Consider the following 24,260-nt stretch of genomic DNA (forward strand, 5'->3'; position numbering starts at 1 on the left):
CGCTGGGCTCGGACTGTCATGTACGGTCTCGTATCGACGTTACTTCGCTTCAGCTTCCAGCTTGGCGATCTGTGCTTTGTATTGGTCCAGCAGCTTCGCCAATGCTTCTTTAATGGCATCCGAGTCCTTGGAATCCACCGCTTTGAAGAGGCCGATTCGGGCATGGATGAACGCCAGCTCCTCATCGTCGATCTTCACTTCCAAACTTTCTGCATCGCGGATCTTCATTGCCTTCACACTGGCTTTCTCGAAACGGATCACGTCGTGTTTCCCGTCGCCGGCATCGGTTTTCACAGCTTCGGCTACTTTGATGGCTGTGCCTTCCAGAGGGACAAGCTCCTTGATCTTGGTAATCTGGATATCCTTAATATCTCCGCTGTCCACGAATCCCTTGGCAGCTTCAGCCGGAGCAGCTTGCACGGCAATGGATATCCCGAATTCGCCTTTTGCCGCTATCGGCTTTACCTCTCCGTTATCTGCAGCGACAGCGGCGGCCTCCGACAAAAAGAAGGTTGCCTCGGTTCCGGCAAGCTTGCCGTATTTCTCCAGCGTTTCCTTCCAGTCTTGAACCGTTTCCGGCGCGTATTTCTCAGCTAATTCCAACGGATTCGGCATAACGGAAATGGTTGCAGCGGTGGCAACGGGCGCGCTTTTACCTGTTTGGTTCGGTGCATCGCTTGGGGTTTCGGCACCCGAGGCATGGACGGGAAGGGCTGCTGTTCCAAGAAGGGCAGCGGATAGGGCGAGCTTGCCAAATAGTTTGTGTTTCATCGTATTAACACTCCTTATCGGGGTTGGTTTGTCTTACAGTACCCAGTGTACGAATCAGCATTGGCAGAACATTGGTGTATTTGTGGAAAAACAATGGCATTCCCCATTCGCTTTGTGCCGATTGGTATACTAAAGAGGAGATGAAGCTCGGAGGTAATGATATGAACCAAACCTATCTCATCGCCGTTGTGGATGACGATTTGCATATACGAAATTTGGTGGAGGCTTATTTGCGCAAGGAGGGCTACCGGACGGTGGGCCTTGGCACGGCGGAGGAAGGCTGGGACATGTGGAGAACGAATCCGCCGGATATGTGGGTGCTCGATATTATGCTGCCCGGCATGGACGGTTTCGAATTGTGTCGGCGGATCCGCGCGGAAGCCGAGGTCCCGATCATCATGATCTCGGCCAAGGACAGCGAAGTGGATAAAATATTGGGGCTTGAGCTGGGAAGCGACGACTATATGGTCAAGCCGTTCAGCCCTCGCGAGCTGGTCGCCCGAATCAAACGGCAGCTGAGCCGTTGGTACAAATTCAACCGAGCGGAGAATGTCCCGCGGCTTGCGGCCGCTTCCCCGGAGCTTAGCAATGGGCGGCTTCAGTTACAGCTGGAGGAGAGGCGCGTGTTCTGGAACGGGGAAGAAGTGGATATGACCAACAAAGAATTCGAGATGCTGAGAGTGTTTGCCGAGCATCCGAACCGTGCGTTTACCAGGGACGAACTGCTGACCTCCGTATGGGGGGACGATTATTTTGGGAGCGACCGGGCGGTTGACCATCTCATTAAACGGCTGCGCAAGAAAGTGGAGCAGCTGCCGATCGAGGCCATATGGGGACATGGATACCGAATGAGAACGGATGGGGAGGAATCATCGATATGAAGCTGGTCCATCAGATCAATCTTGCGTTCGCTTTGTCGCTTATACTCGTGCTGTCCGTGACGGCCGTCGTCATTCATTATGTGCTGCTGGACCACTTTATCGGCACGCAAAGAAAGGACATGCAGTCCATTGGGGCGGCGCTGACGGCAAAGCTGGAAACGGCGGCTGCACAGAGCATCCCTATCGAGAGCGAGCCTTTGACCGTTAGCGGGTTTGCCTCTGCGCAGGTTGCCGAGGTAGGCGTTATTATTCAGGACAGCCAAGGGAATATAGTCCGCTCGACTCCTGTAACCCCTACCGCCCAGTACATGGGCATAGCAGCAGCCAGACCCGATAGCATAGCTTCGTTTAAATCGTCATCGGTGGACGGGCAATTCCTAACCGAGGTCACGGCAGTTCCCCAAGGGACGATGACGCTGATTACGCCAGTGAGCAAAATCAAGGCGATTGAGCAAGCGCTGCTGGGGCGCTTGATGCTCGTATTCGGCGCAGGGGCCGTGGTCATGGTGATCTTAAGCCTATTCATCACCAAGAGGCTGATTAAGCCGCTCATGCACCTGCGGGAAGAATTGAAGAAGGTGAAGGAACGCCAATTCTCCGATGTCCGGCGCGTGTCGGCAAGCGGGGAGCTCGGCGCCGTGGCAGAGTCCGTCTACGAAATGGCCGGTGAGCTGGAGCGGTACAATCATGTGCAGAAACAATTTTTCCAGAACGCTTCGCACGAGCTGAAGTCGCCGCTCATGTCCATATCCGGATATGCGGAGGGAATCCGGGACGGCATATTCGAAGGGGAGGATATTCGCAAAGGGCTCGATATCATTATGAGCGAGAGCGGCCGGATGACAAACATCGTGACCGAGATGACGCTGCTGGCCAAGCTGGACAGCGAAGATGATATTTTCAAGGCCGCAGAAGTCAATATGAAAGAGCTTGTAGAGGAAACGATCGAGAGGATCAATCCGGTTCTGGTGAAAAAAGGGCTGTTCGTGCATCTTTCGTACGGGGATAACGAATCGTTGACGGTGTATGCCGACCGGGATAAGCTGCTGCAGGCGCTTCTGAACATCGTTTCGAATGGGGCGAGGCATGCAAGCAAGCATATTTACATTCAAGCCGGTCTCCAAAAAGGTCGGGTGGTGCTCACCGTATCCGATGACGGCGATGGGATCTCCGAGGAACTGCTGCCGTATCTGTTCCACCGGTTTGTGAAGGGCAAGAACGGGGAGACGGGGCTCGGTTTGGCGATTGCCCGGGCCATCGTGGAGCGCTGCGGAGGCCTGATCACGGCGGGGAATCGCCAAGAGGGAGGCGCCGTGATTTCGTTAGGCTTCCCGGTGCACAGGAAGACCTCCATGGCTTAGAGTCTGTAACCATCCATCTTAACGGACGTCAATGGAAATCAAGTCGTTTGGGGTAAGAGGGGCTTTTTCTGGGTAATTATACTTAGAGAAAGCCTCGTTTTTTGCGCAATCACACATATTATTCAATATTCCCTAACAAAACGCGTAAGCTATAGAGGATTTCAAGTTGAAAGGCAGAATTCTGTATATATCCGGGCAAGCTGGATGATAACAGGTGACAAGCAAGATACAAAATAATCAAAAGGCGATGGTGATGTTGTCCATGGATATGCAGTATCGAGTGGAGAAAGATTTTCTGGGGGAAAAACAGCTTCCTATAGATGCCTATTACGGCATCAATACGGTCCGGGCGGTAGAGAATTTTCCGATCAGCGGGGTGCCCATTCATGCCGAGCTCATCTCGGCTCTCGGAGAAGTAAAGAAAGCGGCCGCACTGGCTAATATGGAACTTGGCCTGCTACCGAAAAAGATAGGCAGCGCCATTATAGAGGCGGCAGACGAGATCATCGCAGGCAATCTCCGTTCCGAATTCATTGTCGATTCCATTCAGGGCGGGGCGGGCACTTCGATCAATATGAACATGAATGAGGTATTGGCGAACCGGGCGCTGGAAATTTTGGGAAAACAGAAGGCCGAGTATTTCTACTGCAATCCTAATAATCATGTCAATATGTCGCAATCCACGAACGATGCCATTCCGACGGCGATCCGCATTGCGTCGTACCGTCTGACCCAGGATCTCCTTGGGGTGTTCCGGACCTTGGTCGCCGGCATTCAGGAGAAGGCCAAGGAATTCGACGATGTCATCAAGATGGGACGCACGCATCTGCAGGATGCGGTACCGATCCGGCTTGGACAAGAGTTCGGGGCTTATGCCAACGTGCTGACAAGGGACATCCACCGCATCGAGCGGGCAGCGCAAGGATTATTGGTTGTCAATATGGGCGCGACGGCCGTAGGCACCGGGTTAAATGCAACGCCGGACTATATGCAGAGCGTCGTCCAGCATTTGATTGAGCAGACAGGCTTCTCCCTGAAGCAAGCCGAGGATTTGGTGGACGCCACCCAGAACACGGATGCATACATGGAATTATCTGCTGCGCTTAAAGTGTGTGCGGTAAACTTCTCGAAAATGTGCAACGATATCCGCCTGATGGCTTCCGGACCGAGAGCCGGCTTGAACGAGCTGAACGTGCCTCCGAGACAGCCGGGCTCGTCGATCATGCCGGGTAAGGTCAATCCCGTGATGGCGGAGGTCATGAACCAGGTGTCGTTCCAGGTGATCGGCAATGACCATACGATCAGTTTGGCTTGCGAGGCCGGGCAATTCGAGCTTAACGTCATGGTTCCGGTCGCCGCCAACAACCTGATGCACTCCCTGAAAATTCTGAAGAACGGCATGGACGTGTTCTACAAGAATTTGATGGTTGATCTTACAGCCAATAAGGAACGCTGCAAATACTTCGTGGATAACAGCTACGGCATCATTACGGCATTGAACCCGCATCTGGGTTATGACGTAGCCTCCAGGCTGGTGAAGGAAGCGCAGAAGACAGGCCAAAGCATCAAGGAGATCATCCTGGAGCAGGGACTTTTGACAGAGGAGCAGATTCTGGTCATTCTGGATCCTTACCACATGACCTCGCCGGGCATTGCGGGAGAAGAGTTCCTGTTGAACCAATAAGGATGTCTTTAACGATAACGAGTGATAGAGCTGACCCCGATTCCATTCGGGGTCAGCTTTTTTTTGACATTATGGATTGTCGAGTGCCGCTATGAGGGAGGCGATGACGTCCTTCTCGGCATCATGTAGCACCTTGTTCGTTTGCCACTGATGGATTTCTTGTTTCACTTGGGCAACATCCTGGTAACCGAGATGGTACGCTATGCTTGAGATGACGCTTTGCTTACTTGCTTCGTCACCCAAATCAGCAAGTGCCTGCACCACGCCCTCCCTGTCTTTCGTAAACAATTCACCGACGATGGCGGCATATTGCTCGGCAGAGGCACCGTCGAGATTCGTTGTTGCGAGGAACAGGCTCGCATAATGCTCGGGCTGGATGAGGGAGCGGTGGGTATACAGCAGCTCCAGCGTTTCCAGCGTTTTGCCGCTGCTCAGGCGGTTATATTCCGTCCAGTCCATGCCCTCCAAGTGAGCCAGCATGTTCGTGGCTTTATCCTCGGCACTCATGTCCTCTCCTTCGAACAATGATAATACGCGCTCCGCCGGACTTTCATGGTCCGTCACTGCACTTGTCGCAGGTTCGGAGGGCGACGAAGCCGGCGCTTTGGATGGCCTGCTCGAGCAGGCTGTTACAAGAATCAGAAGAGCAAGGACGAAGCCGTAATAAGCAGCATGACGTTTGAACATGGATTCTCATCTCCTTTATAGTCTAAACGGATATTTCCTGTAAATAGTTACATAAAAAGGAGGGAGATATCGAGCTCTTTCCCATGATAAGATGAAGGCTGCATATTCGCATGCTCATTAAGTTTACGGTTGGGCTCCATTTGCCGATAAAAGTGTTAGAATAAACATATGTGACATGAAAGTGGCAGTATGATAAAAAGGGGTATGTGATTTTGAACAATCGATTTGGTGTGATAACCGATCAGGAGATCATTCAACAAGCAAAGCAGCAGTGTATAGACCAGGGGATGAACCCGGAGCTTCTTCCAACACATACTTATCGATTGAATGCTGAAGCACTGGCTGCAAGGCGTGCCAAATATAACGAATATATCGAAGTGATCCAAGTCTTCGTGAATAAATTCCTTTCCTCCGGATCCGGGAACCCTGTCGTGATTACGATGACGGATAACGAGGGCTTCATTCTTGATATGGAGGGGGACCCGACCATTATAGAAACAGCCCGTTATTTGGGCATCATGGAGGGCAGCGGGTATTCCCAAGAAGACGGCCCCAGCTCGATAGATCTGTGCCTTCGGTACAAACGGCCGTTTACGTTGATAGGAGAAGATCATTTTCATCACATTCTTCACCGCATGGCCTGTTATTCGGCTCCCTTTCACGGCGAAGACGGGAAGGCGATCATAGGGACGATCTCCCTAATGACGAACAAGGAGTTTGTTCACCCGCATTTATATGCCTTGCTCTGCACGATGGCCGATTCCCTGGAACGGGAGATGGTGACCCGCAAACAGAACACGCAGCTGCAAACCTTGAATCAGGTGCTGCTGGGAACGAAGCATTACGGCGTGATCATCACCGATGCGGAGGGCCAGATCCTGCAGATGAACGAAACCAGCTTAAGCCTGCTGTGCCCGGATGCCGGCGACCGTGACCGGACGAAATACGTGGGCCGCCCGGTGTTCGGCATCGAGCCGATTGGCGAGTATTATGAGCGGGTGATACACGGACAGGAGATTTGCATCGGAGAAGAGCTGTCCCTTGAGATATCCGGAAGCATGCACCACTATATCCTGGATGTTCAGCCGGTGTATGACCGGGAAGGGCAGCTTATGCGGGTCGTGGGCTCTCTGCGCGACATTACGGAGATGAAGCGTACGGAGGAAGTGCTGCGGAATACGGAGAAGCTGGTGTTTGCCGGCCAGGTTGCCGTCAGCATCGCCCATGAAGTCCGCAATCCCCTCACGACGGTAAAAGGAATGCTTCAGCTGGCCAATAAGGATGCCGCTCTCCGGCACTATGACCTGATCATGTCCGAGCTGGAGCGGGCCAATCTGATGGTAGGGGAATTCATGATCCTGGGCAAGCCCCAGGCGGCTGTGTTTAAGCTTGAGAATTGCGGCGAGATTCTGGAGGAAGTGCTTCATTTGTTCGCCATTCAGGCGAGCCTTGGCGGCATAAAGATGACTCAATGCTTCGGCCGGAATGCAACGATTCTGTGCGACCGGAACCAGATCAAGCAAGTTTTTCTCAATATCCTGAAAAATGCGATGGAGGCCCTGCCGTACGGCGGAAATATTCACATCCAGATGGATGTGGAGGATGGGTATCAGCGCGTGACCTTTACGGATAACGGCTCCGGCATGACGGAGGACGTGCTTCGGCGGATTGGGGAACCCTTCCATACCACCAAGCCGGACGGCAATGGGCTGGGCATCATGATCGTCCAGCGCATCATGGAGAGCCACAATGGCCGGATCGTCATCCGGAGCGAGGAAGAGCGCGGAACGTCGGTTGAGATCCGTCTGCCGATCTCGGGCCAAAGCCTCTCTAATTAATCTGATTAACAATTAAGGTTATGCAGCATGATACGGATCAACAGAAACAGCGCTGGCTTAGGCCGGTCCTTGAACCACAAAGGACCGGGCGGCAGCGCTGTTTTTTTTGTAATATGAAGTATCTTCATCATTATTCCCAGTAACGGGACATGATGTCCGTAGCCCATTCGGGCTGCTTGGTCTTTGTCTTCGGCAAAAATTCCTCCATGACGGGTTTGATATCAACGACGGGTGTCCCGTCTACGGCATCCAGCCCTTTAACGAAAACGGACCTGCCCTCCCTGCTTACCAACTCCACTACGGTGGCTCCTAGCTTGTTGGGACGGTTCTTGCCGCGCTGGGCGAAGATACCGACCTTGGGAAAGCTCGGATTATTTCGCGGATGTCTCGCCGCGTATTGGATGCTGTCGTCCTGGACGAGATGGAATACATAGATGATTTCAAGGTGGCTGAACGTTTCAATCCCATCCAGGGAGCTTTCATCCCATGCTTCGCCAAGCTTGATCTCCGAGATGACATCCCCCCAATAATCATCCTGAATCGCCTTTCTTTCGTTATGTATCGTTCCGATCGCCTGGATCGTATACATGCCGTTACCTCCTTCAGGTTATCGTTCCCTCATATAAACTTCGGGCGTTTTACCGATCACCGCTTTAAAATCCCGGATAAAATGCGACTGGTCATAATAACCCATATCCATGGCCAGCTCCAGCACATCCTGATGATCCAGGCCATCGAGCATTTCGGCGGCATTCTGCAGCCGGTACAGGCGAATCACCCATTTAGGGCTTACTCCGACGTATTGCTTGAACAGGCGCTGAAGTGATCTCGGGCTCATGTGGAAACATTCGCTGACCTGCTCGACCCGAATGATGTCCCGGTTGTGATGAATTTGGTCGATCATGATATGAATCCGTTCGATCTGTTCATCCTCTTCGGGAAGAATGCGGCGAATAAGCTCCTCCATGTACCTAACCTTTAGCTCCGGCTCCTCTGCGGTCAATAGCTCCTGCTCCAGCGTATGGGGCTCAACTTGGAGAATCTCCATGGTTCCTATGGAGAAATCCGTCAGACGGTCCATGGACGTGTTCGCGAACGGATAGAAACCGCCGGGTCTGAACTTGACGCCGAATACTTGCCCCCCCACCCTCTAGATGGTGTGAATGCCTCGTGCTCGATACACCGTAAAAAGCGGTCCGACGGGGTTGAACGACCAGATTGGCGCTCGTGATCGGTTAAATCCCAATGAATGATCCAATAATGCTTGATGAAATAGGAAAGGTCCTCCGACGGGGGGACGCGCAGGAGCTGGAATTTCTCTCCGGCTTTTTTCATGTTCAAGATGCCGAGGCTGGGCTGATGAGAATGCTGAATCATGGATATAAACACCTCCGATATCTCCGTAGCAGGCCTGGATTGATGGACAACTGGCCTCCACGGGATTTTGAGCTTGAAGTGCTTCCGCAGGTTGCGGCCTGTCGCATTTTTACAATACTTGGATCGCGGCTGCTTGATAACATCATCATATCACAGTAGGACAAGCGGGTTTTTACTTCGTATTTCAAGATGGGAGGAAACTAAAATGGAGCCGTTATATTATGAGTTTTATATCGGAGCTTCGCCGGAGAAGGTATGGGAAGTCTTGATTTCGCCGGAGGGAACGCGGGCCACCTTTTTCGGGAGTGAACTGAGATCTTCTTTTCAAGTAGGGGAGCCTTACGCTTATGTGGGACCGGGGAATGACGGTGAGGAGACGGTTCATGTCTATGGGAATGTTCTGGCTTATGAGCCGCAGAAGACACTGAGCCTGTCCGAGCATCCGGGTCCGTCGTATTACGCGAATCATGAGGAGCTGGAGTCCCGCATTACGTTCACCCTTGAGCCGGTAGGGAATTGTACCAAGCTAACGCTGGTCAATGATCAATACACGCCGGATCATCCGTCCCGCGCAAAGGCAGCGGACAGCTGGTGGATGGTCATGAGCATTCTGAAGACCTATGCGGAGACGGGGGAGACCCTGGATCTGGGCTGGTAGCCTTATAGCAATAAATAGGCATATGAAAGGCAGCATCCAAGGATACCTCAAGACCGCGCACCATGCGCATGATTTATGAATTCGTTATATATCTGGATAAGAAAATCGATTAAGAGCCGTAATGGCTCTTTTTTGTTGCTTTTGGGTATGTGATTGTTCTGGATCGCGATGTCATGATGGCTCTCGCAAGAGGTACGGAGTCAACGCTCGGGGCAGCACGCAGGTTCATTCGTTTAGCAGGGAGGACCGCGTTCCGCTTGCCAAATTTTCGATAGCGGGTATGATTTAGGTATCCGTACCGGCCTGCTCATGCACGGCTTCTCGGAAATGGGAAAGATGGGAGTGAAGGCATCATGATGGAGCGGACCCGCCCCCCTGTCCAGCAAATCCGCATCGGTATTATCGGAACCCGGACGATCGTTGACAAGATCATGAAGGTCATTGAAACCTTTCCTTCCTTTGACCCTGCGCCGCTGGTTTTCCAGGATGAAGACGAAGCGCCTGCACTGGCGGAGCGGATCGGGAGCGAAGTCGAAGTGTTGTTCCTCTCGGATCCGTTGTCCCAGCGCAAGGTGAAGGAGCTCGGTCAGGTCAAGATCCCTGTACATTACGTTCCCGTCACGGACGCGGGTTTATATAAAGCGCTGTTCCATGCCGGACAGCAGGAACGACTGGATGGAGGCATATCGGTGGACACCCTAACCGAGACGATGGTGGTTCGGACCATGAAGGATCTGGGCATCCCTGCTGTACAGGCTGTCGTCTACGACGGGCCGGCTTACGCCCCGAAGAGCAGCCTGATCGCGTTTCATCGCCATCAATACGAATCCGGCGGGTGCTCTGTTGCATTCACGGGCGTGGAATCCGTGGCCCAAGAACTGACGCGGCTCGGAATACCCAATGAATGGCTGCTTCCTTCCGATCAGGATATCGTGGTATCGCTGGAGCGAGCCCTGCTGTCCACGGCATCCCGCCGCAGCTGGGAAGGTCAGATTGTGGTCGGGATGATAAATATAGACGATTTCGGCACGCAGGCGCTGAGACGGAACAATGAGCATGAGGTGCAGAAGTTGAAGCTGGATATTCACCGGATGGTGCTCGATTACGTGGAATCCCTGGATGGTTATCTGACCCATCTGGGCGGGGACGAGTATCTGTTTTTCACGACGCGCGGCATCTTTGAACGGGAAACCGGAGGTTACAAAACGATTCCCTTAGCCAAAGACGTGAACAAAACCTACGGCATTTCGCTCAGCATCGGCATGGGATTCGGCCGGTCGGCCAGCATGGCTGGAACCCATGCGCGCATCGCGATGCGGAAGTCCAAGGAGGTTGGCGGCAACGCCTGTTTTATCGTGCGTGAGGATGGTACGCTGATAGGGCCGCTGGAGATGGCCGATCCCGTGCTGGAGGTGCTGTCCTTTACGGATGCAGGGCTGATCAAGCGAGCAGAAGATGCAGGCATGACGAGCGCCTATTTAAGCAAGCTGCTGAACCAGCGCGCCCGTTCGGGTAAATACGAATATAAGGTCCATGAGCTCGCCCACCTGCTGGACATTACCGTCCGCAGCTCGCATCGCCTGCTTCAGCTTTGGACCGACAACGGGTTGGTGGAGATTTCGGGGATCGAGAAGGTGCCGAGAGGAAGGCCGAGGCAAATCTTCCGATTTACATTTTTAGAATAAAATATTAGTTATGTACTATAATGGAATTCGAGGTGATGAACTTGAAGCGAACGAGAGCCCCGTTTTCCCGCTTAGAGAAAATCTTCATTTTTACGCTGATCGGACTGGCTTCCCTTTTTATCGCTGCCTTCTTCGTGCTTCGATATATCGTGCTGAACGTTTCGTTTGCTCCCTGACATCAGGGAGCTTTTTTTATGTGTCGTTTATTTAAAGACGATTTAAAGATTTGTCTTTATATCAAACGGGGCCGTATGATGAAGAAGAATCATCAATCGGAGGAGGAGATTGTTCATGTTAACCGTTGCAGCATTAGAAGCGAAGCTGGCGGAGCCTTCAGCACAGCTTGTTGCCGATTTGGCGTCTTTGGAAGGGGATATCCTGGTGCTTGGCGTCGGCGGAAAAATGGGTCCCAGCCTTGCAAGGCTGGCCGCCAACGCCGTGCGCGAAGGCGGTGGCGGCAAACGGATCATCGGCGTATCCCGGTTCTCGAACCAGGAGGCCAGGCGCGAGCTGGAGGAGGCGGGCGTACAGACGATTTCGTGCGACCTGCTGAACGACGGGGAGCTGCAGCAGCTGCCCGAGGCTCCAAACGTGATCTATATGGCCGGCAACAAATTCGGCACGACCGGCCGCGAATATTTTACTTGGGCGATGAACTCGTATTTGCCGGGCCGGGTGGCCGAGAAATTCAAGCAATCCCGCATGGTGGTGTTCTCATCGGGGAATGTGTATCCGTTCTCGCCGGTGGGCAGCGGCGGAGTCAACGAATCCGTTGCGCCGGAGCCGGTCGGGGAATATGCGCAATCCTGTCTCGGCAGAGAGCGCGTCTTTGAATATTTCTCCCACCAGAACGGTACGCCGATGGCGATCTACCGTCTGAATTACGCCATCGATATGCGGTACGGCGTTCTGCATGAGCTCGCCAGATCGATCCATGAGGACCGGCCGATTCACCTGGCGATGGGGCATGCGAATATCATATGGCAAGGGGATGCCAACGAGATGGCGCTCCGTTCGCTCCTGCATTGCAGCTCGCCTCCCGAAATCATCAACATTACCGGACCGGAGACGATGTCGATCCGCTGGGCGGCACAGGAGTTGGCGGCACGGATGGGCAAGGAAGTGACCTTTACAGGTACGGAATCCGAGACCGCACTCCTGAACAACGCCTCGAAATCCCACCAGCTCTTCGGTTATCCGAAGGTGTCTCTGCTGCAGATGCTGGATTGGACGGCAGCATGGGTGCAATCCGGCGGCGAGAGCTGGAACAAGCCGACGCACTTCCAAGAGAGAAAGGGGAAATTCTAATGAGCGGACAGATTCCTGCAATGCAGAGGTTGGCCCCCGAGAAGCTGAAAGCTCTTCACGAAGGGCTCGTCATACCGGCGCATCCGCTGGCTTTGGACGAGAACCGGAAGCTGGACGAACGCCGCCAGCGGGCATTGACCCGCTATTACGCCGCATCCGGTGCGGGCGGTGTGGCGGTCGGCGTTCACTCTACCCAATTCGAGATCCGCGATAAAGGCATTGACTTGTATGAACCGGTGCTGCGGCTCGCGGCGGAAGAGGTCCGCAGGGCGGAACTTGACCGCCCCTTCTTGATGGTGGCCGGCGTGTGCGGCCCCACGGAGCAAGCCGTGGAGGAAACGGAGATCGCCCGCAGGCTCGGCTATGATGCCGTCCTGCTCAGCATGGGCGGGTTAAGCGGCTGGAGCGAAGAGGATATTCTGAAGCGCACGGAAGAGATCGCGCAGAGAATGCCGGTGATCGGGTTCTATCTTCAGCCATCGGTTGGCGGCAACATCTTCTCCTTCGAATTCTGGCGTGCCTTCGCAGAAATTCCGAATATCGTAGCGATCAAGATGGCCCCCTTCAACCGCTACCAGACGATTGACGTCGTTCGTGCCGTCTGTTATTCGAGCCGCAGAGACGATATTGCGCTCTATACGGGGAATGACGATAACATCGTCAACGATTTGCTGACGACCTATCGATTCCAGGTGGACGGAACGCCGGTCGCCAAGCCTATCGTCGGCGGTCTGCTCGGTCACTGGGCGGTCTGGACCAGGAAAGCGGTGGAGCTGCTGGAGGAAATCAAAGAGGCGCGCAAGCAGGAGCAGTTCGCGAAGGAATGGCTGACGCGCAACGTCGAGATTACCGACTCCAACGCGGCCTTCTTCGATCCCGCGCATCAGTTTGCGGGCTGCATCCCGGGCATTCATGAGGTGCTCCGCAGACAGGGACTGCTGCAAGGCACATGGTGCCTGAATCCGCATGAAACGCTGTCTCCCGGACAATCGGAAGAGATTGATCGGGTCTACCGGGATTATCCCCATTTAAACGATGACGATTTTATTCGGGAGCACTTGGAAAGTTGGCTGGCAGACTGATACAATGAGGGCAGAATAGTCGAAAGTGGGGAATCGCGCATGCGGTTTAAAGATGTGTTTTCTATTATTGGGCCCAGCATGGTGGGGCCTTCCAGCTCCCATACCGCTGGGGCCGTGCGGATCGGAAGAGCCGCGCGGCGCATATTTGGAGCATTCCCCGATCAGGCGGAAATTGTGTTCTATGGATCTTTTGCCGAAACCTACCGCGGCCACGGCACCGATCTGGCTGTCGTCGGCGGGCTGCTTGATTTTGCCACGGACGATATGCGCATCCGGAATTCGATCGAGCTTGCCGAAGCGGCAGGCATTAAACTTACCTTCAAGACGGCACAGAATGTGGCCTTTCACCCGAATACCGTGGAGCTGAGGCTGAAGGGCGGCGATCATACCGATGTCATTGCGGGCGCCTCCATTGGCGGAGGCAGCGTGGAAATGCTGCGCGTGAACGGTTTCGACGTCAAGTTTACGATGAATTATCCGGTGCTGCTGGTCTTTCATGACGATACGCCGGGCATGGTCGCGCATATCACCCGGCTCCTGGAGGCCGGCGGCGTCAACATTGCCTATATGGACGTGGACCGCAAGGGAAGGGGCGGCGATGCCATGACGGTGGTGGAGTCGGACGAAGCGGTTCCGGCCGAATTGATGAAGCATATCGAAGGACTGCCGAGCGTGCATCGGGTCGTCATCGCGGATTTGACAGTAGAGGAGGCGCAGTCATGAAGTTTTCTACGCTGGAGCAGATCATTGCATGCTGCCGGGAGGATCAGGTGACGATCGGCCAGCTGATGCTGAATGAACAGATCAAGGAAACGGGGAAAAGCCGGGACGAGACGTTCAAGCTAATGGCCGATTACTACGGCATCATGAAGGAAGCGGTGCACCGAGGAATCCATGAACCCGTCCCTTCCAAAAGCGGCCTGACCGGCGGCGATGCCGTGCGCGTCCATCAATATATGAGCAGCGGGGTACCCGCGCTTGGTACCGACGCTTGCACGGCGCTGGCCTACGCCCTGTCCGTGTCCGAGGTAAATGCCTCCATGGGGCGCATCGTAGCGACGCCGACGGCGGGCTCATGCGGCATTATTCCCGGGGTGTTCGTCAGCACGCAGGAACGCTTCGGCTGGGAAGACGAGCATTTGGTGATGGGGCTGTTCAGCGCAGGCGCAATCGGCTACGTCATTGCCAATAACTCGTTTATTTCCGGTGCGGAGGGCGGCTGCCAAGCTGAAGTCGGCTCAGCTATCGGTATGGCGGCAGGCGCTTTGACGGAGCTGCGGGGCGGCACGCCGGAGCAGGCCGTTCACGCCGTCGGGCTTGCGCTCAAGAATTCCTTGGGACTTATCTGCGACCCGGTGGGCGGGCTTGTCGAGATTCCTTGCATCGTGCGCAACGGCTTCGGCGCCGTGACGGCGCTGGCGGCATCGGATATGGCGCTTGCCGGCGTGCGCAGCGTCATTCCATCCGACGAAGTGATCGACGTGATGCTGGAGGTTGGCACGGCTATGCCGTCCAAGCACAGGGAAACAGCGAAGGGCGGACTTGCGCAGACGCCGACCGGCAAGAAAATCCTGAAGGATCTATACGGTAAGGAAGGGAAAAAATTGAGGGAGCAGGGTGCCAAAGCGAAAAAAGAAGAAACGAGTGATTGAATTCACACCCGTTTTGATAGATCGCCGATGACGTTCTGATTCAAGAATATACGATGGGGAAGAGAAGAAATTTAACATCTTCCGTGAGGGATTTCGTGATGAAATCCCTCTATTTTTTTATCTATTTCTACCGCTTTAGCATTTTCCACATGCTCAAAAAGCCTGATGTTATGCGGGTTTTCGGCATTTCGCCCGCTTGAATAAGAAAAAACGCCATCTCGCAGAAATACGCTTCTTTACGAATCGTGGAAGCGTTTTTATGATGTGGATGGGTAGAAAATTCCGTGCCGGACCCTCGGCAGCGGATGCCCGATCATTTTAGAATATTCCTGCGACAGGCCGGGATCTTCGTCAACAAGGAGGCATGATAGGAAGCATCTTGATTTATAAACGTAGAACGGATGAGTAAGCAGACACACAGATGAGGAGAAATGACGGGGGTAGCGTAGCGATCGCACAGATTCAGTCAGCCGCATTCAAATGATCGATTTAGAGGAGGAACGCAAATGACAAAAAAATGGTTTCGTATGGCACTCGTGTTCACATTAATCATTTCAATCTTGGCCGCATGCAGCGGGGGAAATAAAGAGGCAGCTCCCGAAACAGACGGAGAAACAGCACCTCCAACGGCACCGGCAGATCCGGATCAATATGGGGATACTGGCGGTCTCGCGCTTCCGCTGGTCGATAAACCGACAACGATCAATTGGATGGTCGTCAGCGAGAAGACCAACCTGAACGATTCCTTGCTTGCCAAGGAGATCGAGAAGCGTACCGGTATCAAAGTGAATTTCCAACCCTATTCTTCGGCTACGTTTCAAGACAAGCTGAAAGTAACCGTTGCATCCGGCAAGCTCCCGGACATCATCCACGGATTGACGCCTCCGGAGCTGAAGAAGATCGGCAAGCAGAAAGCGGTCGTTGCCATTAACGAATATGTCGACATGCTGCCGAACTTCAAACGAATGTATGTGGACGAGAATCCTTGGGTCATTCCGTCCTACGGAGACGAATCCGGCAACATCTATACCTGGCCGGTTGCAAACATCAACCGTGACGTGAACCACGGCTTCCTGTACCGCAAAGACATCTTCGATGAGCTGGGCATCAAGGAATGGACGAATACCGACGAATTCTATCAGGCACTCAAAAAGTTGAAGGAAGCCTATCCGGATTCCTATCCTTACGCCTCGAAAACGAAAGAGAACATTTTCCGCGATTGGGCCTTCGGCTGGGGGATCGGCGGAGCCAACTATCCGACGTATTACGACGAGACGGCCAAGGTATGGAAGTACGCTACCATACAGCCTGAGCACAAAGAAATGCTCGATTTCATGAAGAAGCTGTACAACGAGGGACTCCTCGATCCGGAATTCATGACGGACACCGACGATTCCTGGACGGCGAAAATGACGTCAGGCAATAAATCCTTTGTCACCTATGACTGGATCGGACGTTTGGACCTGTTCTACAACCAGGTCAAGGACCAAAATCCGAACTATGACCTGCGATACGGCAATCCGGTCGGACCGACCGGCAACGGCAAGACGATCGAGAGCATCACGAACGGCTTCAGCATCGCGGTAGCCAACAACGACAACAAGGAAGCTTCCCTGAAGCTGCTCGATTACCTGACGAGCCCGTCCGGCGCCACGCTGGTGACGATGGGCGTGGAAGGCGAGACGTTCAAGATGGAAGGCGATAAAGCCGTCTATCCGGAGCTGACCGACGTGCCGCTGGTGGATATTAGCGTGCTGGAGGACCGCTATGGCCTGTGGCTGCAAGGATTGTATGTCAATTCCGACAAGCGCAGCGTGTACTTCAACTATACGGAGAAGGAGCAGGAGGCTCAGGATAAGCTCCTGAACGGCAATAAATTCGAGCCGCTGGATCCGGTCGTGAACTTTACGGATGACGAAACCGCAAAGATTGCGGAAATCCAAACCTCCCTGAAGAAATTGGCGGATGAATTTAACGCGAAATACATTCTCAACAAAAACTACGGCGATGCGCAGTGGCAGCAATGGCAGGCGCAGGCTGAGAAGCAGGGAGCCAAGCAGATCGTCGATATTTTCAACGCAGCCCAGAAGAGATTGGATGAAGCCACGAAATAATTCGCAGAAGAAATAAGAGTGATGGCGGCATCCGGGTACGACGCTCGGGTGCTGCTCATCATCTTAAGGAGGGAACACCATGTCAAGTGCAGGGACAGAGACAAATCTCGCCAAACCCCGCGGCGGGTTTGGGAGAAGAATGGTTTCGGCCTTTCAGCATATGAAGCGGGACAGACAGCTGTTGATTCTGTTTATCCCGTGCCTGTTGTTTTACGTTATTTTCCGATACGGGCCCCTGTACGGCTTGATCATTGCCTTCAAGGACTACAGCGTATTTACCGGCATTATGGAGAGCGAATGGGTAGGGCTCAAGCATTTCGAGAAATTTTTCGGCAGTCCGGATTTCTGGCTGCTGTTCAAGAATACGCTCCTTCTTGGCGTATACAATCTGATTTTCGGCTTTCCTTTTCCCATCATTCTGGCGATTCTCCTTAACGAGGTCAGAGTGAAATGGTTCAAAAAGTCGGTTCAAACGCTCAGCTATCTGCCTTCGTTCCTGTCGGTGGTCATTATAAGCAGCATGATTATCGACTTCCTGTCGCCCAATCAGGGGATCATTAATCAGCTGATCGCGGCGTTAGGTTTCGAGAAGACGTATTTTCTCATTGAGCCGAGCTGGTTTAGAACCATCTATGTTTCATCGGATATCTGGGCAACCGTCGGTTATGAAGCCATCATCTATATGGCTGCGATTGCAGGGATCAGCCCGTCGCTTTACGAAGCGGCCAAGGTGGATGGTGCCAAAAGGCGCCACATGATTTTTAAAATCACGATTCCCGCCATTCTGCCAACGATTATTATCATGTTTGTCTTGAAGACCGGGTCGATGCTTCGGATCGGATACGAAAAGGTATTGCTGCTTTACAATCCGATGACTTACGAGGTGGCGGACGTATTCTCGACTTATGTCTACCGGAAAGGCCTTCTGGAGAGCAACTATAGCTATGGCGCGGCCGTGGGCTTGTTCGAAGCCGTTGTCGCCATGATATTGCTGCTGTCCTCCAACTACTTCAGCAAGCGGCTGGGAGGTAGCGGACTATGGTAAACAACAAACGATTCAGCCTTCGAAACATCTCGTTATTCGGCATTATCAACACGCTGATTCTGACATGCCTTGCCATTATTACCGTGTACCCCGTCGTCTATATCACCGCCGTTTCCCTCAGCGCGACCTCCGAAGTGGTGCAAGGGAATATCACCTTGTTTCCCAAGGGTTTTAATCTCGACGCCTATGCCCAGGTGCTGAACGACGACCGGGTGCCGCGCGCCTATCTGAACACGATTTTTTATACAGCGCTCGGTACGGCCATTAACCTGCTGCTTACGGCGGTAGCGGCTTATCCGCTCGCTCGCAAAAATTTCTTCGGGCGCAAGTTTTTCCTGTTGGCAATCATCATGACCATGTTCCTGAACCCGGGGATCATTCCGAACTACCTGATCGTATCCGAGCTTGGCCTGCTGGACAGCGTATGGGCACTCGTGCTTCCGAATGCGATCTGGACCTTTGAGCTGTTGATCCTCAAAAGCTTCTACGAGAACATGTCGGAATCCCTGCGCGAGGCAGCCGTCGTCGACGGCGCTTCCGAGTACCGCATCCTGTTCCAGATTGTGCTTCCGCTGTCCAAACCGGCACTGGCCTCGATCGGATTGTTTTATTTCATGGGCCATTGGAACAGCTTCTTTATCCCGCTGATTTACCTGAACGACGCGAATATGTACCCGCTTCAGGTCGTGCTTCGGGATATGCTGATTTTCAGCGAGAACGGAAGCAATCCGAGCCTGGTGGATGCGTCGGCGCTTGCTCCGCAGGCCATGAAGAATGCAACGATCGTGTTGTCGATGATTCCGGTGCTGCTGATCTATCCGTTTGCCCAGAAGTATTTTGCCAAAGGGGTCATGCTCGGTTCCGAAAAGGGGTGATGGGAAGGTGCCGGGGGCTATCATGTTGAATATGAAGGGATGACATCCAAGAGAGGTGAATCCGTATGAATCGATTGATCGCCAACAGAGGCTTGCTCCAGATTTTCTTCGCTCTGCAACTGGTCATCGGCATCATGTTCATATTCAATTACATCGTGTACAAGAATTCCATTACCGGAATTTACGACAAGGTGAGCGAGAACAACCGGATGGTGATCAGAAACATTATTCAGTCGTTTGATACCAGTTTCTCCTCCATTAACAATTTGATTTTTAACATTCATGCGCTTCCTTCGGACCGGATGCAGTTGGATAACGGCAAACTTGACATGGAGAAAGTCATCACTCTGCAGGACAGCGTCACCAGCATCGTATCCAACGTGGATATCGTGGAAGATGTGGTCATTTCGTTCGACAATCACGATTTGGCCATTACGACACGCGGAACCAGCAATCTGGACGCATTGTTTGACAGGCGGTATAAATCCCAGAAGTTCAACTCGATGTTCTGGAAGACGTTTACCCGATCGGAGCACGAGCTTACGGTTTTTCCAGCGGAGGTTTATGCGGATCAGAGCAGCGGGTACGGCCGGAACCTGATGATTGCCGTAGACGGCAACAAGGTCAGAATGTCGAACAAAAACCTGATGATCCTGATTAACGTGAACCGGCTGCTTAAGGGGGTCGATTTGAATTCCATGATTCCCGGGGCCTCGCTTATCGTGCTGGATGCGAACCGGAACGTCATCTTGAGCACCGAGAAGGATCTGGATCTGGTGGGCATTCTGAACGACGTGTACTTTAACCCGTCGCAGGAAGCCTCCCTCACGCATGACGATTTTGAGTACAATTTCTACAAATCGGACTATAACGGATTTATATATATCAATAAAATGCCGTACAAGTTTCAAAATATCGATTCTGTCACCGATGCCAATACGTGGATTATGTACGGGGCGATTGCGTTAAACGTCATTCTGTCGGTGCTGCTCAGCATTTATCTGTACCGGCCGGTGAAGAACATCGTGCAGCTGCTCGGGGGCAGTTCTCTTCGAGGGAATGATTTCGTGAAAATCCAGAGCGGCATCGTCAAGGTGCAGCGGGAGAACGAATCCCTCAAGAAGCAGATGGATCTGGTGGATGAGGATATCCGCCGAAGCGTGTTCCTGCAAACGCTGGACGGCCATCACCATTCGCGCGAGCAGGAAATGCAGATGCAGAAGCACTACACGCATTTCTTCCAGTGCCGGCATTTCATGATGGCGGCCGTGTATTTGCAGCCTGCAGGCAAGGGGGCAACCAAGTCGGATTTTGTCCTGGAAGAGCTGACGTCTCAGATCCGGGGCGGCCTGGAGGAGCGCTATGGACATGTGGTGGTTTATCATGTCGAAGAGCTGAAATTCCTAGCGTTAATCGGTCTGGATCAGCCGTCCGAGCGCAAGCAGCTGGTCAGGAAATTCGAGGAGTATATTAGGCGGTGCAACGAGGATTATCATGATACGTTCACGGTGTGGGGCTGCGTTAGCCGCACGTACGAATCCAAAATCAGCAATTGCTCCGAAGCATACCGGAATATTAAGGATGGGCGGTTGTACCGGAATGTGAATGCGGACACGGACATGGTCGATGCGGAGCAGATTCGGTACGTCCCGGATATTTATTATCCGCTTCAGAAGATCGAGAAGCTGAGCAATTGCATGCTAAGCGGCAAGGTGGATGAGGGACTGCAGATCGTGAGCGATATTTTCCAGCAGAATGCGGATCTTCGCATCCATCACCATCAGATGGTGCATATTGCGAAGAGCATGTTCTTCCTCGTCATGAAGCAGGCGGATTCGCCGTCCGTTGACCGCAACGAGCTGTTCCGGCTGGAGAGTGATTTCATCCGCAAGGTCGATCAAGCCTTCACCTATGAAGAGATTCAGAAGGCGCTGATGGAAGTAATGCGCGTGGTGGCCAATACGCGGAACCACGATCCGCGAAGCAAGCTGAATCCCGCATTCATCTCCCAATACATCGAACTGCATTACATGGAGAACCTCTATTTGGACCATATGGCCGAAGTGCTGGACACCAGCTCGAAATACTTCTCCAATTATTTCAAGAAAACATTCGGCGTCAATTATGTGGAGTACTTGAACAAAGTCCGATTATCGCATGCGCGTGAATATCTGCGGAACACGGACCTCAGCATTGCCGAAATCGGAGAGAAAACGGGGTACTCGAACTCTTCCACATTTACGACGACCTTTAAGAAATACAGCGGCGTCTCGCCGAGCGAATATCGGAAAGCATCAGGAAAATAAGGTGGAGCAGGAGGGTCCATATGAAGGCTGTTGCCACGATTCATGGAAACGTGATCGTTGATCATATCGAGAGGCCGGCGGAATTGCCGGCAGGTCATGTGCGGATTCGCACCGAATACTCGGCGGTCAGTCCGGGTACGGAAATGATCTTTATACGAAAGGCTTCGGATCAAAAAGTCATTATGGGTTACAGCGCGGTGGGGATCGTCGAAGACTTGGGTGAAGGCGTGAAGGGGCTTGCCGTCGGTCAACGGGTGGCCTGTTATGGAGCACCATACGTGCGCCATGCCCAGTGGCTTACCGTGCCTTCGAACCTGACGGCCATCGTCCCGGACGGGGTGGATCCGCAGGAAGCCGCTTTTGCGGGGCTGGGAGCGATTGCGATCCATGCCCTGCGGGTTGCGGATCTGCGCTTCGGCGAATCGGCCGTGGTGGTCGGGCTGGGCATCCTGGGACAGATCATTGCCCAGATCGCGCATGCGGCGGCTTGCCCCGTTGCGGGATTTGACCTGAACCCGGAGCGGGTGCAGGGGATGAGGCAGCATATTGCCTATGCTTATGATAACCGGGAGCAGCTTGAGGAGCAGGTCGGGCGGATGACGGGCGGACATGGAGCCGACAGCGTCATCCTGTGCGCAAGCGGTCCCGGTGAAGAGCTTATCAACGCGTCCATGGGATGGATTCGGGATAAGGGGAAAATCGTCATCGTCGGCGATTTGTCTACAACCTACTCCAGAGGGCTGATGTTTGGCAAGGAAGCGCAGGTGCTCATATCACGGGCCGGCGGTCCGGGCCGGTACGACGCAAGCTATGAACTCAACAATACGGATTATCCGATCGGCTTTGTGCGCTGGACGGAAGGGCGCAACATTGCGGAATATATTCGTTTGCTGGCCGAAGGGAGAATCTCGATCAAACCGCTGATCTCGCATGTGGTTCCCGTAGATGAGGCGGGCAAGGCTTATGAGCGGTACGGCCCCGGGTCAACGACGCTCGGAACGATATTTAAATACGATCATGAGACGGTTGGTGCCAAAGCCGAATAGAATACAGCGATATCGAGGTGCGGTGCATATGGAGAATCATATAGAGGCGGATATCATCATTCTGGGCGGAGGACTCGGCGGCTGTGCCGCTGCGCTTGCGGCGGCGAAGGCGGGAAAACGCGTGGTTATGACCGAAGAGAGCGATTGGCTCGGCGGCCAGATTACAAGTCAGGGCGTACCGCCCGACGAGCATCCCTGGATCGAGCAGTTTGGCTGCACAGCCAGCTACCGTGAATTCCGGAATCGGATCCGCGATTATTATAAGGAGTTATTTCCGCTCCGGGCCGAATCGCGGCAAGAGCGTTACCTGAATCCAGGCAGCGCACTGGTCAGCGGCATTGCCCATGAGCCGAGAGCGGCGCTGGCCGTGCTGCAGGGGATGCTGGCACCTTACGTGCACAGCGGAAGGTTAACGATCCTTACGGAGCATGCGCTGATGGAAGCGGAGTCCGGCGGGGATCAGGTAACATCCGTCCGGTTGCGGGACAGCAGATCCGGCGACATCGTCAAGCTGACCGGCGCATTTTTCCTCGATGCTACCGAGGAGGGGGATTTGCTTCCGCTGGCCGGCATCGAATACGTGACGGGTTCCGAGTCGGCGGAAGAGACCGGTGAACCGCATGCTTTATCCGGTCCGGCGGACCGGGCGGACATGCAGGCTTTCACTTGGTGCTTCGCGATGGATTACCGGGAGGGCAAGGATCATACCATCCCGAAGCCGGATCGGTACGATTTCTGGAAGAGCTACCGGGCAGATTTCTGGCCCGATGCCATGCTGAGTTGGACGGGGCTAGTACCGCATACGCTGGAGCCGGTCACCTACAGCTTATTTCCGGATGGCCGATCGTTTTCCCTGTGGAAATACCGGCAGATCCTGAATCCGGAGCATTTCGAAGGCGGGTTGTTTGACAGCAGCGTCACGGTCGTGAACTGGCCGCAGAACGATTATTGGCTCGGCTCCATTATCGATGTCGGCCCGGAAGAGCGGGAACGGCATCTGGAGGAATCCAGGCAGCTGAGTTTGTCCCTGCTCTATTGGATGCAGACGGAAGCCCCGCGGCCCGATGGAGGAAAGGGGTATCCCGGACTCCGGCTTCGGCCGGACGTGATGGGAACGAAAGATGGCTTGGCAAAAGCCCCTTATATCCGTGAATCCCGCCGGATCCGCGCCGAATTTACCGTGAAGGAGCAGCATATTGCCGCCGAATGCCGTCCGGACGGGCGGGCGGAGACGTTCCACGATTCCGTTGGCATCGGCTGCTACCGGATCGATCTGCATCCTAGCACGGGATTGCGGACGTATATCGATATTTCGAGCCTGCCCTTCCAAATTCCGATGGGGAGCCTGATTCCGGTACGGGTAGCCAATGTGCTGGCAGCCTGCAAGAATATCGGCACGACGCATATCACGAATGGGTGTTATCGTCTGCATCCTGTGGAATGGAACATCGGCGAGGCAGCCGGTTTTTTAGCCGCTTACTGCATAGAGCATGGACTGAAGCCGCGGGAAGTACGGAATACCCCGGACCACTTGGAAGCTTTTCAGCGGCGACTGACGGAACAGGGGATCGAACGGTCATGGCCATCCATTCATGTCGTTTGACGTCTTGTCAGAGATAAGGGGAATGCCTACCGAAATAACGATAGCCGTCTTTCCGGGCAGTGGGATACTGCTTGCGGAAAGACGGCTATTCATGCTGGTAGACGAATCATGACCGGCAAACTATTAATTTACAATAATATACAATTCTATTATACTTGTAGTAGATATGGATCCTACCTTTTTGTATATGGAGGCAGTTGCATATCGGACATCAGCTAACTTCGTGGTACTTTACATACGGGCAGTCTCCTCGTTTCCATCGATCATGGGAAGGGTGGTGGTTTATA

At 53.5% G+C, this 24,260-nt stretch carries 21 protein-coding genes; 17 read left to right on the forward strand and 4 right to left on the reverse strand.

The genetic code is table 11. The annotated features are described in order from the left end of the window. Nucleotides 1-39: 39 nt before the first annotated feature. On the reverse strand, nucleotides 40-771 hold the full coding sequence (locus GYMC10_RS02575; protein ID WP_012818708.1) for a hypothetical protein: 732 nt from the start codon (nucleotides 769-771) through the stop codon (nucleotides 40-42). Nucleotides 772-932: 161 nt separating this feature from the next. Between GYMC10_RS02575 and GYMC10_RS02580 the strand changes: the two genes are divergently transcribed. The 3 genes from GYMC10_RS02580 to GYMC10_RS02590 all read left to right on the forward strand — a co-directional run bounded on the left by GYMC10_RS02580 (nucleotide 933) and on the right by GYMC10_RS02590 (nucleotide 4,697). Then, complete coding sequence (locus GYMC10_RS02580; RefSeq protein ID WP_012818709.1) at nucleotides 933-1,652, forward strand: response regulator transcription factor; 720 nt, start codon at nucleotides 933-935, stop codon at nucleotides 1,650-1,652. Next, nucleotides 1,649-3,013 (forward strand): sensor histidine kinase, encoded by a 1,365-nt coding sequence (locus GYMC10_RS02585; protein WP_012818710.1) that lies wholly within the window; start codon nucleotides 1,649-1,651, stop codon nucleotides 3,011-3,013. The genes GYMC10_RS02580 and GYMC10_RS02585 overlap by 4 nt, the downstream gene beginning before the upstream one ends. Before the next feature lie 253 nt (nucleotides 3,014-3,266). Further along, the gene (locus GYMC10_RS02590) at nucleotides 3,267-4,697 is read left to right on the forward strand and encodes an aspartate ammonia-lyase (protein ID WP_012818711.1); all 1,431 of its coding nucleotides are present in this window, start codon (nucleotides 3,267-3,269) and stop codon (nucleotides 4,695-4,697) included. 69 nt (nucleotides 4,698-4,766) lie between these two features. On the opposite strand, the gene GYMC10_RS02595 is transcribed toward GYMC10_RS02590, so the two are convergent. After that, complete coding sequence (locus GYMC10_RS02595) at nucleotides 4,767-5,384, reverse strand: hypothetical protein (protein ID WP_012818712.1); 618 nt, start codon at nucleotides 5,382-5,384, stop codon at nucleotides 4,767-4,769. Nucleotides 5,385-5,590: 206 nt separating this feature from the next. Here GYMC10_RS02595 and GYMC10_RS02600 point away from each other — a divergent pair, with 206 nt between their 5' ends. Then, on the forward strand, nucleotides 5,591-7,222 hold the full coding sequence (locus tag GYMC10_RS02600; protein WP_012818713.1) for an ATP-binding protein: 1,632 nt from the start codon (nucleotides 5,591-5,593) through the stop codon (nucleotides 7,220-7,222). A 130-nt stretch (nucleotides 7,223-7,352) separates the two neighbouring features. Here the strand turns inward: GYMC10_RS02600 and GYMC10_RS02605 are convergent, their stop codons facing one another. Both GYMC10_RS02605 and GYMC10_RS02610 read right to left on the reverse strand, forming a co-directional pair. Beyond that, the gene (locus tag GYMC10_RS02605; RefSeq protein WP_012818714.1) at nucleotides 7,353-7,811 is read right to left on the reverse strand and encodes an SAM-dependent methyltransferase; all 459 of its coding nucleotides are present in this window, start codon (nucleotides 7,809-7,811) and stop codon (nucleotides 7,353-7,355) included. Nucleotides 7,812-7,829: 18 nt separating this feature from the next. Then, entirely contained in the window at nucleotides 7,830-8,369 is a 540-nt protein-coding gene (locus GYMC10_RS02610) for a helix-turn-helix domain-containing protein (RefSeq protein WP_083775399.1), read from the reverse strand. Nucleotides 8,370-8,804: 435 nt separating this feature from the next. Between GYMC10_RS02610 and GYMC10_RS02615 the strand changes: the two genes are divergently transcribed. The 13 genes from GYMC10_RS02615 to GYMC10_RS02670 all read left to right on the forward strand — a co-directional run bounded on the left by GYMC10_RS02615 (nucleotide 8,805) and on the right by GYMC10_RS02670 (nucleotide 23,973). After that, nucleotides 8,805-9,257 (forward strand): SRPBCC family protein, encoded by a 453-nt coding sequence (locus tag GYMC10_RS02615; RefSeq protein ID WP_012818715.1) that lies wholly within the window; start codon nucleotides 8,805-8,807, stop codon nucleotides 9,255-9,257. 353 nt (nucleotides 9,258-9,610) lie between these two features. Next, a complete protein-coding gene (locus GYMC10_RS02620; protein ID WP_012818716.1) occupies nucleotides 9,611-10,942 on the forward strand; it encodes a hypothetical protein in 1,332 nt (443 codons plus the stop codon). Nucleotides 10,943-10,983: 41 nt separating this feature from the next. Further along, complete coding sequence (locus tag GYMC10_RS32840; protein WP_012818717.1) at nucleotides 10,984-11,118, forward strand: hypothetical protein; 135 nt, start codon at nucleotides 10,984-10,986, stop codon at nucleotides 11,116-11,118. 115 nt (nucleotides 11,119-11,233) lie between these two features. After that, nucleotides 11,234-12,250, forward strand: coding sequence for an NAD-dependent epimerase/dehydratase family protein (locus GYMC10_RS02625; protein WP_012818718.1), 1,017 nt, complete (start codon nucleotides 11,234-11,236; stop codon nucleotides 12,248-12,250). After that, the gene (locus GYMC10_RS02630) at nucleotides 12,250-13,332 is read left to right on the forward strand and encodes a dihydrodipicolinate synthase family protein (RefSeq protein WP_012818719.1); all 1,083 of its coding nucleotides are present in this window, start codon (nucleotides 12,250-12,252) and stop codon (nucleotides 13,330-13,332) included. Before GYMC10_RS02625 ends, GYMC10_RS02630 begins: the two co-directional genes overlap by 1 nt. Before the next feature lie 39 nt (nucleotides 13,333-13,371). Next, the gene (gene sdaAB, locus GYMC10_RS02635) at nucleotides 13,372-14,055 is read left to right on the forward strand and encodes an L-serine ammonia-lyase, iron-sulfur-dependent subunit beta (protein ID WP_012818720.1); all 684 of its coding nucleotides are present in this window, start codon (nucleotides 13,372-13,374) and stop codon (nucleotides 14,053-14,055) included. Beyond that, complete coding sequence (gene sdaAA, locus GYMC10_RS02640) at nucleotides 14,052-14,984, forward strand: L-serine ammonia-lyase, iron-sulfur-dependent, subunit alpha (RefSeq protein WP_012818721.1); 933 nt, start codon at nucleotides 14,052-14,054, stop codon at nucleotides 14,982-14,984. Before sdaAB ends, sdaAA begins: the two co-directional genes overlap by 4 nt. 506 nt (nucleotides 14,985-15,490) lie before the next feature. Continuing rightward, the gene (locus GYMC10_RS02645; protein ID WP_012818723.1) at nucleotides 15,491-17,098 is read left to right on the forward strand and encodes an extracellular solute-binding protein; all 1,608 of its coding nucleotides are present in this window, start codon (nucleotides 15,491-15,493) and stop codon (nucleotides 17,096-17,098) included. Nucleotides 17,099-17,177: 79 nt separating this feature from the next. After that, on the forward strand, nucleotides 17,178-18,143 hold the full coding sequence (locus tag GYMC10_RS02650) for an ABC transporter permease (protein WP_009595687.1): 966 nt from the start codon (nucleotides 17,178-17,180) through the stop codon (nucleotides 18,141-18,143). After that, nucleotides 18,137-19,018: a carbohydrate ABC transporter permease gene (locus tag GYMC10_RS02655; RefSeq protein WP_009595681.1), complete on the forward strand. Its 882-nt coding sequence runs from the start codon at nucleotides 18,137-18,139 to the stop codon at nucleotides 19,016-19,018. Before GYMC10_RS02650 ends, GYMC10_RS02655 begins: the two co-directional genes overlap by 7 nt. 65 nt (nucleotides 19,019-19,083) lie before the next feature. Then, a complete protein-coding gene (locus tag GYMC10_RS02660; RefSeq protein ID WP_012818724.1) occupies nucleotides 19,084-21,324 on the forward strand; it encodes a helix-turn-helix domain-containing protein in 2,241 nt (746 codons plus the stop codon). A 20-nt stretch (nucleotides 21,325-21,344) separates the two neighbouring features. Then, nucleotides 21,345-22,370, forward strand: coding sequence for a zinc-dependent alcohol dehydrogenase (locus tag GYMC10_RS02665; protein ID WP_012818725.1), 1,026 nt, complete (start codon nucleotides 21,345-21,347; stop codon nucleotides 22,368-22,370). A 28-nt stretch (nucleotides 22,371-22,398) separates the two neighbouring features. Further along, complete coding sequence (locus GYMC10_RS02670; RefSeq protein ID WP_012818726.1) at nucleotides 22,399-23,973, forward strand: FAD-dependent oxidoreductase; 1,575 nt, start codon at nucleotides 22,399-22,401, stop codon at nucleotides 23,971-23,973. Nucleotides 23,974-24,260 lie beyond the last annotated feature (287 nt).

The organism is Paenibacillus sp. Y412MC10, from assembly GCF_000024685.1.
Classification (GTDB): Bacteria; Bacillota; Bacilli; order Paenibacillales; family Paenibacillaceae; genus Paenibacillus_AQ; species Paenibacillus_AQ lautus_A.